We start from the raw sequence: 12,854 nt of genomic DNA on the forward strand, positions 1-12,854 counted from the left end.
CTAACAATCTTTATTCAGTCCGAGAGATCGCTCGGTCCACCTCATGCGGGGAGAACGGCCGGGATCTGTCCGCTCCTGGGCTGGCAACCTGTTGACGGAGACGTGCCTGAGACCCAGATTGCCCAGTATGATGTGAATCTGCTTAATGCTGTACTGGAGGTCGTATTTCTCCGCCAACCAGTCCCTCGCCTCCACTGTGGACATGTGCCCTCTGGATACTGCATCCTTGAGATCGGCTCTCTGACCATCCGTCATACGGGACTCCCTGCCGCCGGCGTAGTTCGGGAACACCGACTCCAGACCGCCATCGTTCCAAGAATTCTGCCAATTGTATCCCGTCTGTATGCTAACGCCCATGATCTCGGCGGACTTCCTCACCGAGAAACCCTGATAGCGCAACTGTACGAACCCTATGCGCTTTATCGCCTTGACGACAGCTGGCGTCTGCTCCCCCATGCGAAGGCTCTGGATGCGGATGGATAGCGTCTCCATCGGTACGCTCATGTCTATCATGTCACGCTCGGCATTCATGCGATGCCCCTTTGACGAGACTCTTCGAGGACCCCCTCAGTCTCCAGATAGACCTCTTTGATGACCTCAAGCTCGTATTCCGTCGGATCCCACAGGTCGGCTTCGGCGGCCTTCATCATATCCTCCAAGGATTCCAACAGGGCATGGGGGTTCGAATACATCATCCAACACCTCACAGGACCATCCTTCACGTATGTGTTCAGCACCTCGCGATACATCCACGGACGAGTTGCCCGAGTGGCATTGCCCCATGAAAGGAGGCGCGACGTCATGACTGGGACCATCGACGCGCCAGAATATCCGTGCCTCATCAGCCCATGTATCCATCTGGGATTCAAGACCCGGGTACGCATCGTAGATATGAGACTTTCCTCTGCCGTTCTAATCCTGAGGTCCCCATTCCCATTCTCGGACAACATGTACACACTGGCTCCAGCACCAGACCTGCGGACAACCTCCAGAAGCAGGTCTGTCCTATCATCGTCCCTCTCGATTGCCGACGCACGACCGACGATTAGATCGGATCCCCCCAGGTCGGACAGAGACCCGATCATCCTTCCCATCATGTCCCTGTCTGACATGGAATCGTATATGTCCTCGGCGATGAATCTCGTAAGGCGCTTCCTGTAAGCGTTGGATTCCTCGCCCTCATTCAGAAGAGAGACTTTCCTGGCCCCGTTCTCTATGAGCCTCATCGCTTCGGGGAATGTACTGGTGAAAAGGGAGCTACATCCGATCCTCACATCCACCCTGGGTCTACCCAGGTCCTCCAACGATATTACGGACGTGCCCGTTATGCTCCCGCCACGGGTCCCCCACACCGGTTTGAGGCCCATAAGACGAAGGACGCATGCGACCTCGCTACCACCGGTGATTATCGTGTCTGAAGCATGCATGACCATGACGACCTTGTCGGGATACTTCCCGTTCTCCTCCACATATCTGGAGATTATCTCCTCTGCCATGGCACTGCCATGCTCCCACCCGATCTCGTCTGGAAGCCTCATCGGGTTGGGACCGAACATGTTCCGGCCGGACGGAAGAAGATGCACGTTCCCCAAGTACGGAGACCCTCCAGGGCCCGGCGGAACGAACTCGCCCCTCAGGGCACCCATCAGATGGTCCATCTCCAATCCGCATTCACAGAGTGATGAGAGGACCGTCCCGCGCACGAACCCCATCAGCGCACCCCACCTGGCATCATCACCCCTCTCTTGGATTCTGCCGATGCGTGAGTCTGAACTGGATCCGGACGACAGCATATCGGAGACCATGGCGATTGCCTCCCTGTAACCTGCCCCCTCTGGGAGGATGCTCGTAATACCGGGCATCTCCCCGTTGGGGCTACGGACCATCTCGCATACCGTCTCCACCAGACGATCGCCATCCGGAGGAGACCCGAGAACGTGCAAGCCGTCCTCCACACTCTCATCCTCCAACTCGGTCAGATGATCGAAAACCGACGGAAGACGTTCCCTGAGGAGAACATCATCCTCTGTGCCATCCATCCCCAACTCCTGCCACATTGACAGTCTATCGATCAGGGCCCTTACCTTCCCGAGCCTTAGCCTGGTGTCCTCTGGAGAGGGGACCTCGGACATCAACTCCTCCTGTATCATCACTCTGAGCTCGGCCATATCGCCATACATACCCGCTCTTGTCACCGCGGGGACCATGTATCCTATAGCGACAGAATGGGCGCGGCGTTTGGACTTCAAGGCTCCTGCGGGGTCGTCCATGGCATGCGGATGTATATGGACCGCCGTCCTCAGCACTATGTCGGGGAGACAGTCGGACGAAAGGGCACACTCCTTGCCCTCGAGAACCTCCGGACCGTCCCCTGACCCGAGACTTATTATGGCATCGGCCCCGAAGATCTCCTCGATCCATCTATAGAATGCGAAATAGTCCCCGGTCACGGATGTGTGACCACCTTGACGGATGCGTGGCTGGAAGCCTATGAATACATTGCCGTTACGGATGCCCTGTATGTGAATCTGCCCATCGTCCTGTACCGTACCCGGGGATGCCGCATAGGCTCCGATCGCCGAACGAGCGGAGCGGGGAACGCTATCGCACCACATATGGAACATCCCCGGTTCTATACGGTCCGCACACCTCTCCGCATATCCATCACTCAGACCCCGGGACAGCACTTCGGTCGCCCAATCGCAGGTCCCAGGGACATCTGGAATCAGGTAACCCTCCCGATCCATACGCTCCAGGATCGCCCTGAGGCTCTGCATCGTATCCAGACCCCTGGCGGATCCCACACGGCCAGCAGACTGCACGCTCAGGACAATCGCCACACGTACATCCTTCCTGCGTAACATCCTGAGCCTGCACCACGCAAGGGCAGAATCCGCTATGGCGGCGACCCTGTCGGGGACGGTATCCACGGAAAGCCTCCCTGTATGGGAGTCGAAAAACGCCAGAGGAGGGGCCAGAACCTGCCCGTCTAACTCCGTCTGAACCACCGACATGGACAGATCGCTAGACCGGAGCCCTTTTGGGTCCTCCTCCCATTCACGCACCTGGCGATACACGGTAGGTGCCTGAAGGACAGGGACGCCCAGTTCCTCGAAGATGCATCCGTTCAGGTCCTTCTCATTGGACATCGCGGTCTGGGAGAACCCCATGCACATGATCACAGCTCCGACACGGGGCCTACGACCCTTCATCAGATACTTCCTGATGGTCCCCCTGATTCCCAGAGACCCTATGGACTCATTGGCCGATGACGTGAAGAAAATCGGGACGGCGTTTGCACCTCTGGATTCGATCGCCTCCACGAGACGATCTATGTGTCCTGTGACGCCTCTGGTCCATAATGACTGACTGAACATCACCGCCACAGACGGCTTGGACCAGTCCAGAGAGTCGAGGTACACGCGCTCCCTGAACCCCGCACTAGCATTCGGACGGTATACGCCCTGTGCACGGGGGATGTCAGCGTCCGGGACGCCCAGTTCGAGACCGCAGAACTTCCTACAAGCCCATATCACAGCGCCTGTCAGGTTCCTCTCGCCACCGATGTTTATAAAATCGTGCAACTGGAGATACTCGCCATCGGAATAGGGGAACATGGATCTGGAAACGCGGCTCTCGATCTCATCCGTTGACCCGCTGCTGATCATCGTCGGTACCCCCACACGGGACACGAGATCGATCATCCGATCGTACTTCCTGAAATATGCAGAACCGCCGTGCATCCTCACAATCAGCAAGTCTGCCGCACGCAACTCGTCAGCCAGCTCCATGAAGGATGCCTCGTCGTCATCCAATGTCTCGGCGTTGGCCGAGAATGCGGATATGTCCGCATTTATCCAGCTGAGGTTCCTGCAAAGTGCAGTGAATGAATCCGCATCCATGTATCCGGATGATACATAGACCATCGAGAGTCCCCTCCCGGTACCGTGTACCCCGTTAGTAGAGCGCAACGGATCACTCGACCCCCGATCTAGCACGAACCGCCAGGGCCTCTGCCATCGCAGATACGAGATCGTCCCTCAACGGTATCTCCATCCCCAGGGCCGATCCCATCATGGAGCGACCCATATCCATGCCCTCATCCTCTGGCAAGAGGCCCCATCTGATGGCGTCGGATATGGACACCATCGCTGCCGCAACGGCCCTGATATGCTCATCGGACGACAACCGCTCCAATTCCTCGAGGTATGATGAGGTGTCGACCGATCCGCGCGAGGACATCATCTCCATCGCATCCGCCCCAGCACGCTCCAGTCTGCTGATGGCGCCCCATCTCGACGGGGTAGAAAGACCGTTGGCAAGAGCGGATTCACGCACCGCCTGATATACAGACTCGCCGATGACCTGTCCCAGCACCGAATGCTTCCCCGCCCCGCGCAGATACGTGCCACTGCCACGGTTACGGATCACAGCTATGGAGAGATTGGAGCATCCGGAGCAGACATTGCCTTCTGAATCCCTCACATCGAGGTCCTGAAGGACACAGGTCACGGCCTCCATCGACGTGATGGCAGCGCGGACCATAGAGGTCATGGGCATGTCCGCATCCACCTCCAGGATCACGGAGGTCCCTCCCCCTGGCGATCCTGAACCGTGACCGGCGCAGACTGCCCCCTGGGACATGTCGGATACGGCAAACGCCCTGACGGAGTTGCGCCCGGAAGATATCGCCTTGCAGACCATCGTTGATTCTGGAGCGTAGACTGGTATTGACACCCCCTCACCGGTGTGGACGCCCAGAGACACGCAGTTTACAGATTCGAAGAATCCCCCCGAAGGGGAGGATACCACGACATCATGTGCGGAATCTGTATATGAGATGACATTCACAGTATCGCCTCCGCCTCACCGCAGATACGATTGAGATATATCGCCATGGCCAGACAGAGATAGTCTCTCATGGTCTCGCACGCATCCAGCAGGACCATTGAGACAGGACCCACATCCTCCTCCGAGATCAACGGACCCTCGAACAATGATCTGATCACTCCCAATCCTGTCTCTTCGGACACCTTGCCGCGGGCGACCTCGTCGATCACACCCAAAGCGGCCTGCACAACGGTCGCTGCGCGAGCATCCCCGTGGAGCTTTGAATCCGCTTCCAGGATCTTTGCCGCGGTATACGGATAGCGGAATGTGTTGTGGACATCGGTCGGCTCGATACCCACACGGGACAGCAACACGTATGGATCACACTGCGTCCCCAAGTTCATTCCCGACTGCAGGTCGAGAGCCTCGAACAACGCCTCTCTGACACACTCGCACACTGCATCACCCACATCGGTCGCGACACCTGCGCGGTCCACCGTGGCCTCCTGTCCTCTGAGGCACGCTATGCCCACCTGGTCCGTACCCGACCCCGTGGCTATCCTATGGGTGTAAAGACTCCTGGCCTGCAACTCCTGGAGGACACAACTCTTCGCCTGCGTGGCCGCGAGCATCGCGTCAAGCATGGCCCCGTCAGTCAGGACCGCCTCGATGGCGACTATCAGGACTATCGTCCCGCTCTTCCAGCTGTACTCCCTCTCGGCCTCGTCGAAGGATGCGGGATCGCCGGCGCGTCCTCCGTTCCCCCGGACACCTCCGGTGACAGCGACGGACACCCTGACCCCCTCGCGAGAGACCTTGCTCACGATACTGGCATTCTCCATATGTGCCGCTGTGCCGAAAGCAACGGTGGAATCGGGATCCAGGCCCGAGTGTTCCAAAGAGCAAGCGGTGAACTCATCGTTGACCGATAGCGGCTTCCCCATGATGCCCATCTCTACCATGCCCCCCATACTGGTGGTGTTCACAATCGCCGTCGGACTATCGACGAAACCGTTGTTGTAGTGACAGGAGGGCAGTACACGGAGATCCGTGCCCGGACGCAGGATCAGAAATCTGTTAGCCCTATATACCTCGATTCCACAACACATGGAATCGAGATGCCTCCACTTCTCAACTTGTTCGGCCTCCACACATTTTCTCCAATCAACCGACATAATACCAATGATGGATGTATTCTCCAACTACATTATCAAGTATGCGTCCACTCTCAAAAGATGAAACCGCCCTCCATAAACAACTCCCTCTATATCCAATCAATTAAGTAACGTAATACCCTGGATGGTCTATCTTTTTGAATGGTCGGTTGGATTATACATCCAGGTAGAACATGTTCCAAATAGCTATCTACGGTAAAGGTGGCATCGGAAAATCCACCGTTACCGCCAACATATCGTACATCCTCTCCATGGAAGGGAAGGGTGTCGTGCAGATCGGATGTGACCCTAAACATGACTCCACGAGGCTCCTGCTCGGAGGGAGGACCCAAAACACGGTCCTGGACTATCTGCGCGAGACACCGAAGGAGGACAGAAGCCTGGACGACGTCGTCTTCGAAGGGTCGGGAGGGGTCAGATGCATCGAGGCGGGCGGTCCCGAGCCCGGTGTCGGATGCGCCGGGAGAGGGATTCTCACCATGTTCGACTTCCTTGATAGCGGAGGCCTGGACGAGAGCGATGCCGACTACAAGATATACGATGTCCTAGGGGACGTGGTATGCGGAGGCTTTGCAGTCCCACTGAGGAAAGGCTATGCCGACGCGGTGTACATAGTCACATCCGGGGAGTTCATGTCCCTGTATGCGGCGAACAACATCCTCAAAGGTCTCCTGAACTACGATGATGGCAGACCCCGCGTGGGTGGCCTCATATTAAACAGCAGAGGCATGAACGGGGAATATGAATATGTGAGAAATTTCGCCAACGGAGTAAAACTCCCGATTGTCTCCGTCATCCCACGTGACCCGCTCTTCGCCGATGCGGAGGCCTCGGGAAAGACGCTTGCCGAATCATATCCCGACTGTGCGGCAGTAGAATCCCTTCGCAGGATCACCGAGGACATCGTCTTGAGATCCTCCAATCCGGAGACTCTCAGATACCCCCGCCCGTTAAGCGATGATGCCATGGACATGGTGGCCAAAGGCATCCCCGTCTCCGGGGAGGCCATGATGGAGTATAACAGGGTACGAAATCCGGTGAACGACTGCTGGTCCCTGAAGACATGTGCGGGGATGGGTGCGGTCGCATACTCCAGGATGGTCCGCGGAGTACACACCATAGTGCACGGGCCCACCAGTTGCGCGTACATGATGACCTGTCGCACGGACCTCAGAACTGTATTCAGAGACCATTATGGGGACGGGCGCCTGGTGAGCCAGGATGTGTCGTGCACCGACCTGGACGATTCCGCCTCGGTCTTCGGTGGGATGGACAAACTCCGTGACCTGATACGCAAGAGGGCCTCGTACGGCGATGAATGGATAATGGTCATATCCATGTGTGTTCCCGGAATCATAGGAGACAACCTGGTGGATGTCTGTGCGGAGATGTCCAAGGAGCTGGGAGTCCATGTCATGCCCCTCACTGTCGACGGGATAGGGGCAGGGGGTGCTTCCGATGGCATCAGGGCGGTCGTCCTGAAGCAGACGGAACTCGTGGATCCGCATAATGACAAGGATGACAGACTCATCAACATCATGGGGGAGTTCAGATCGGCGACCGGCCACATGTCCTATCTCGATAGATCGGTCATATCGCTACTGAAGGATGCGGGGTTCGAGGTCAACTCCATCTTTCCAGGCCACTGTAACCTCGAGGATGTCAGGCGCTTCGGAAAGGCCGCATTCGCGGTCAGGAGCTATGATGAACGCAACAACAGGATCACCTGCGAGATGGTCTGCGGTCGCCTCGGCATAAAACTGATGGACAATACCCTGCCCAGGGGAATGAGAGCGACAGAGAAGTGGCTCGATGAAGTGTCCGAACTGACAGGACGCAACCTGGAGGATGTGAGGTCCAAGATGCGTAACGAATATGCCGCGAGACTGTCATCCATCAGAAAAAGGACCGAAGGGAGGACTGCAGTGGTCGTGACCCACCCATCGTCGGACTACGGATGGCTATTCGAACTACTGGACGACCTCGGAGTAGAGGTTCTCAGAACCAGGCAGACCACATTCAACAGGTGGTTGGTAGGCCAGGCCGCCTGTGAGGACAAGAAGCCTTACAGTTCTAGCACCACGGAGGCCGATGCCCAGGAACTCTCCCCGGACATAGTAATATCGGATAACATGGCGGATATCGGCCTGGGCGTCAAACATTGGAAGATCACCCAGCCCAGTCCGGGCCTGGAGGGAATCATCGATCTGGCAGAGCGTCTCGGACGCGCCATGGATGCCCCGGGGAAGGAGGCCTGGAGATGACATTGGACACTATCAGGATGGATGGCTTCTGGGGGGCTCTGCTCGCCGCAGAGAGCGTAAGGGGGTGTGGAGCAGTACTCCACGGACCGGGAGGATGCAGGTCGATGCTCGATGGGGAATCGTCAAGGTTCATCATCCGCAGGTTCGCGATCGATGAGGGACCGTTCTACTTCAACCAGCCCCGCATACCGTGCACATATCTGGACGAAGAAGACTACATCAACGGGGCCGATTACAAGCTCTCAGACCTCCTGTCAACGATGAGTGAGGAAGTTGCCTTCGTGGTTCAGTCCCCAGGCACATCACTAATAGGAGACTACATCAACGGGGCCGCACACAGGTCCAATTTCCAAGGGACCGTCATCGTCCAGAAGGAGAACCACATGTCGGAACCGTTCCACATCGGATACGACGCTGCCACCTCTGAACTTGTCGATAGACTCTGTGTGCAGAAGGACCGCAAAACATCGAAGGTCATAGTCTTGGGCATCCCGATCTCCATGGACGGATGGGAGGAGACCGTCTCCGAACTGGACTCGTACATCGCCGCCATGGAGTTGGAGGCCGTGTTCGTCGGGTCCGGATGCTCGGTGCAGGACATCGTTAACTCTGGGGATGCTTCGATATGCATCACCGTCCTACCGGAGTACTGCACCCGCACATCCGAAGCCTATCTCAGGCATGGGATCCCTACGATCAACGGTGGAATCCCCATAGGTTTCGATGGAACATCCCGCTGGATCGAGAACCTGGCCAAAGCCGTCGGTGCCGATCCGGATCGGGCCCTGGAAATCCTGAACCGGAGCTCAGAGAGGGCATCGACCATTCTGAGGAGCGCGATGACCTCCGGACTGGCGATGCGCTGTGCCACGTATTCCATGGATCTTGACTCCATCGCCACACTCCCGTTGGCCAAATGGCTCTACGAATACCTTGCGATGTTTCCCGAGGAGATCGCTGTCATGCCCTGGTGGGACAAGGATTACCTGGACGAGTTCAAGGAATTTCTAACCGGGATCCGTTCCGAGAGTGCGCTCGTGGACGGGCTTACCCCCAAGAGGTGTGATGTCATGTTTGCAGGAGGGCAATCAGCCGCACTGATGCGCAAGAACGATGTCTGCTCCGTGGACATCGCCGTGCTGGGGCCCTCCACCCACCTGCTCAGGTTCGTCGGCAGACCGTTCCTCGGAGCGAAAGGTGCCATGCTCATGTTGGACAGGATGTTCGAACTCAGGGAGAGAGATTGAACACTATTCAATAAAGATTGGTAATGAATTCCGGGAATCAGTTTGGAATATATATGAAAAATGAAGTTGGATTATACATCCAATAAATAGGTGTGACAATGGATAAGAAATGGATTACAGCCATCGTTCTCGCCATCGTGGTGCTCGCCGCAGCTGTCGCAGTGGTAGCCATCACTGGCGATAAATCCGGAAACGGGGACGATGGAGATGGGACGATCACCGTAACGGATGGAATCGGCCGTACGGTGACACTGCCTGAGGACATTGAGACTGTTTCATCTTGCTCCAATGTGGTCGCCTCGATCCTCTGTGGAATCGGAGCCAGTGACAACATAGTTGCTGTCTCGGTGGACGAGGGAGCATACACAGACTTTGATTTCGTCATCGGACTGGTCGATGACGACTACCCACAGGCCATCATAGATGGCCTCGCCGACGGTTCGATCAAGAACCTCGGAGGAATGTACAACATGTCCTCGGAGTCGGCCCTCTCGGTTACATCGGACCTCAAGATCTTCACAGAATACGGATACGACCCCGACACAGGCGCCGCCCTTGACAAATTGGGAGTGCCGTACATCGTCCTCAAGAATGAGGATTCGATCGAAACCGTGTACTCGAACATTGCCCTCCTAGGAAAGGTCATGGACAGGGAGGATGCCGCATCGGAACTCGTCTCTCAGATGAAGGACATCGTCAACAAAATCAAGACCTGGTGCGCTTCCGTCAGCTCGGGGAACAAGGTCTCTGCGGCCACCTTCATGGGAACGAGCTATGCATGCGGAGACCTGTACATCAAAGGGGCCATCCTCAAAGACATCGGTGCTGTCAACCCCTTCTCCGATCTCGGCAAATATGCACAGGTGAGCAGCGAGGCGATTGCGGACAAGGACCCCGATGTGCTCATATATACGAACGTTAGCATGGGGTCCGGGAACGATTCATCGACATTCCTCGATGAGTTCCTGAACGACCCTGTTCTCGGGTCCACGACCGCTGCGGAGAACAACAATGTATATGTCGTCGACGGGGAGAAGACGGACAGGGCAACATGCACCAACTCCCATCAGATGCTGAACGCGTATGCCCTGTGGGCCATGTGCATCTACAGCGACTATCTTCCTTTCGAAATGCCCAACATCATCACGGATGATGTCTTCGAAGATCTCATCGATCAGTTCTGGGAGACAATAAACTAAACTGGTGATACCCTCGCCCGTCTGCCATTGCGAATTCTGGCAGACGGGTGAGCCTTCCATTCTAACAGAGGCAAGATATGAGCTCTGAATCACAGAGTACTGCGAATATGGGACTGGAGGACGTGTCAAGATCCACCAGGTGGAAGAAAAAACGCGCCAACGAGAAGCTCGCGGCCATTCTCGCGGTTGGAGTCGTCGGCATCATCATCCTTTACATCTACTCCCTAACTCTTGGCGCATACCACATTTCATTCCAAGATTCAGCGAAAGACATCTGGAACATCATTACCAATCTCGGACCCGATGAAAACGTCATGGACGAGAAGGTAATATTCTATCTGAGGATGCCCCGTTCACTGATGGCCCTATGCGTGGGAGCGGGACTGGCTGTTGCGGGAGCCGTCATGCAGGCCCTCATAAGGAATCCCTTGGTCGACCCGTATCTGACCGGTGTCTCGTCCGGAGCCTCGTTCATGGTCGTGCTCGTAACACTAGGGGGTTTCAACCTGGGCATGGCTGCCACGGCCGCAGTGCCGTTGGCTGCCATAATCGGTGCCATTGTGGCTTTCGGTGCCACCATGTTCATCGCCGAGGTTGCGGGCGGCAGGACCATGAACTATGTCCTGGCAGGAGTTATAATATCAACGGGACTGTCGTCGGCCATCACACTTGTCACATATTTCAACGTAGATAATTATGAAAGTGTGACCAAATGGCTGTTCGGATCGTTCATGGACCAGGGCTGGGAGAACACACTGGTCGTGATTATGGGGACCGTGATCCCGATGATCGTCGCATTCTGCTTCTCCAAGAAGCTGAACATCATGCTCCTCGGAGAAGAGCAGGCCCAGTATCTCGGAATTGACGTAAAGGTCCTGAAAAGAATGATGTTGGTACTCATCGCGATATTGACCGCCTTCTGCGTGGCATACTGCGGAGTGATAGGATTTGTAGGTCTGATCGTCCCCCATGTCTGCAGGATGATCCTCGGCGGAGACCATAGACTGCTGATACCGGCATCCGCAGTGGTCGGTGCCTTGGTCATGCTGATCGCGGACATCTTCTGTAAGACCATAATCGAACCATCCGAACTGCCTATCGGCGCAGTGGTAGCGGTCATCGGTGTGCCGTTCTTCCTGTTCCTCATGGTCAAGGAGGGAAAGAGATATGCCATGTGACAACGGAAGCCAGGAAATCCCGCAGGACGATTCCATCGCATTCCTGACGATCGACGGCCTGACATTCGGATACACCGTCGAGAACAACCTGGACGGATTGGACCTTCGTGCGAACAAAGGGGAATTCATAGGTTTGCTCGGACCCAACGGTTCCGGGAAGACCACGTTGATGAGATGCATCAACAAGGTCCTGAAGATCCGCGAAGGGACGGTCTTCCTCGACGGAGAGGACATGGGCGATAAGACCAGGAAGGAGATGTCCAAACTATGTACGACCGTCCCCGCGGACATACCGACGGATTTCTCCCTCAGCACCAGGGAGTTCGTCACACTCGGGAGAGCTCCGTATGTCACAGGGATGTTCTGGGAGACGGACGAAGACCTGGAGATCGTGGACAGGGCGATGTATGACTTCGGGATCGCCCAATACGCTGACAGACGCCTCCACGAGCTGAGTAGCGGAGAGCGCGCCCGCGCATTGCTTGCCAAGGGCGTGGTCCAGCATCCGAAGCTGATGATGGTCGATGAACCGAGCGCCCACTTGGACATCAAATACAAGATCCAGGTGATGGAGATGCTGAAAGGCCTTGCACGCTCAGGACTCACCGTGATCATGGCATCTCATGATCTCAACCTTGTGACAAGATACTGCGACAAGGTCATGCTGCTTCATGACGGGAAGATCATAGACTATGGACCCTGCGACAAAGTCGTCACGGAACAATCGATCCGCGAGGTCTTCGACATATCGATCAAGATCGTCTGGGACAACGGTGTGCCGTACATCATCCCCAGACCACCTGTGGATGACGATAGCGATCTGTTCAGCATCGAATATGACGATTTCTCCGGGGCACGACCCGCTCGAGCCCGGAATAGGATGTGTGGACGAGGGAATCAAACCTATTCCCCTGACCCTGGGCGCTGTCCATAATGTCAGGAGCCTGTCTGGGGCGAGGAT

The 12,854-nt window shown here is 56.2% G+C and carries 9 protein-coding genes; 5 read left to right on the forward strand and 4 right to left on the reverse strand.

Annotation, left to right across the window (positions count from 1 at the left end; all coding sequences use genetic code 11):
- The 4 genes from V5D86_RS03835 to V5D86_RS03850 form a co-directional block, all read right to left on the reverse strand.
- Nucleotides 1-531 (reverse strand): helix-turn-helix domain-containing protein, encoded by a 531-nt coding sequence (locus tag V5D86_RS03835; protein WP_414595380.1) that lies wholly within the window; start codon nucleotides 529-531, stop codon nucleotides 1-3.
- Nucleotides 528-3,926, reverse strand: coding sequence for a cobaltochelatase subunit CobN (locus V5D86_RS03840; protein ID WP_414595381.1), 3,399 nt, complete (start codon nucleotides 3,924-3,926; stop codon nucleotides 528-530). Before V5D86_RS03840 ends, V5D86_RS03835 begins: the two co-directional genes overlap by 4 nt.
- A gap of 49 nt (nucleotides 3,927-3,975) precedes the next feature.
- A complete protein-coding gene (locus tag V5D86_RS03845; RefSeq protein ID WP_414595382.1) occupies nucleotides 3,976-4,737 on the reverse strand; it encodes an adenosylcobinamide amidohydrolase in 762 nt (253 codons plus the stop codon).
- Between the two features lie 110 nt (nucleotides 4,738-4,847).
- A complete protein-coding gene (locus V5D86_RS03850; protein ID WP_414595383.1) occupies nucleotides 4,848-6,005 on the reverse strand; it encodes an adenosylcobinamide amidohydrolase in 1,158 nt (385 codons plus the stop codon).
- A 173-nt stretch (nucleotides 6,006-6,178) separates the two neighbouring features.
- On the opposite strand from V5D86_RS03850, the gene V5D86_RS03855 reads away from it, so the two are divergent.
- From V5D86_RS03855 to V5D86_RS03875, 5 genes are all read left to right on the forward strand, one after another.
- A complete protein-coding gene (locus V5D86_RS03855) occupies nucleotides 6,179-8,269 on the forward strand; it encodes a nitrogenase component 1 (RefSeq protein ID WP_414595384.1) in 2,091 nt (696 codons plus the stop codon).
- Entirely contained in the window at nucleotides 8,266-9,516 is a 1,251-nt protein-coding gene (locus V5D86_RS03860) for a nitrogenase component 1 (protein WP_414595385.1), read from the forward strand. Before V5D86_RS03855 ends, V5D86_RS03860 begins: the two co-directional genes overlap by 4 nt.
- A gap of 98 nt (nucleotides 9,517-9,614) precedes the next feature.
- Nucleotides 9,615-10,715 carry an ABC transporter substrate-binding protein gene (locus tag V5D86_RS03865; protein WP_414595386.1) on the forward strand — a complete coding sequence of 367 codons (1,101 nt, stop codon included), beginning with the start codon at nucleotides 9,615-9,617 and terminating at the stop codon, nucleotides 10,713-10,715.
- Between the two features lie 77 nt (nucleotides 10,716-10,792).
- On the forward strand, nucleotides 10,793-11,893 hold the full coding sequence (locus tag V5D86_RS03870; protein WP_414595387.1) for a FecCD family ABC transporter permease: 1,101 nt from the start codon (nucleotides 10,793-10,795) through the stop codon (nucleotides 11,891-11,893).
- Entirely contained in the window at nucleotides 11,883-12,827 is a 945-nt protein-coding gene (locus tag V5D86_RS03875) for an ABC transporter ATP-binding protein (protein ID WP_414595388.1), read from the forward strand. The genes V5D86_RS03870 and V5D86_RS03875 overlap by 11 nt, the downstream gene beginning before the upstream one ends.
- Nucleotides 12,828-12,854: the final 27 nt, after the last annotated feature.

Source organism: Candidatus Methanoprimaticola sp. MG2 (assembly GCF_047501175.1).
Taxonomy (GTDB): Archaea; Thermoplasmatota; Thermoplasmata; order Methanomassiliicoccales; family Methanomethylophilaceae; genus Methanoprimaticola.

Excerpts from the sequence above, each read along its gene's own strand:
- V5D86_RS03835 (WP_414595380.1), bottom strand. The coding sequence starts at position 531 with ATGAATGCCGAGCGTGACATGATAGACATGAGCGTACCGATGGAGACG.
- V5D86_RS03840 (WP_414595381.1), bottom strand. The coding sequence starts at position 3,926 with ATGGTCTATGTATCATCCGGATACATGGATGCGGATTCATTCACTGCA.
- V5D86_RS03850 (WP_414595383.1), bottom strand. The coding sequence starts at position 6,005 with ATGTCGGTTGATTGGAGAAAATGTGTGGAGGCCGAACAAGTTGAGAAG.
- V5D86_RS03855 (WP_414595384.1), top strand. The coding sequence starts at position 6,179 with ATGTTCCAAATAGCTATCTACGGTAAAGGTGGCATCGGAAAATCCACC.
- V5D86_RS03860 (WP_414595385.1), top strand. The coding sequence starts at position 8,266 with ATGACATTGGACACTATCAGGATGGATGGCTTCTGGGGGGCTCTGCTC.
- V5D86_RS03865 (WP_414595386.1), top strand. The coding sequence starts at position 9,615 with ATGGATAAGAAATGGATTACAGCCATCGTTCTCGCCATCGTGGTGCTC.
- V5D86_RS03870 (WP_414595387.1), top strand. The coding sequence starts at position 10,793 with ATGAGCTCTGAATCACAGAGTACTGCGAATATGGGACTGGAGGACGTG.
- V5D86_RS03875 (WP_414595388.1), top strand. The coding sequence starts at position 11,883 with ATGCCATGTGACAACGGAAGCCAGGAAATCCCGCAGGACGATTCCATC.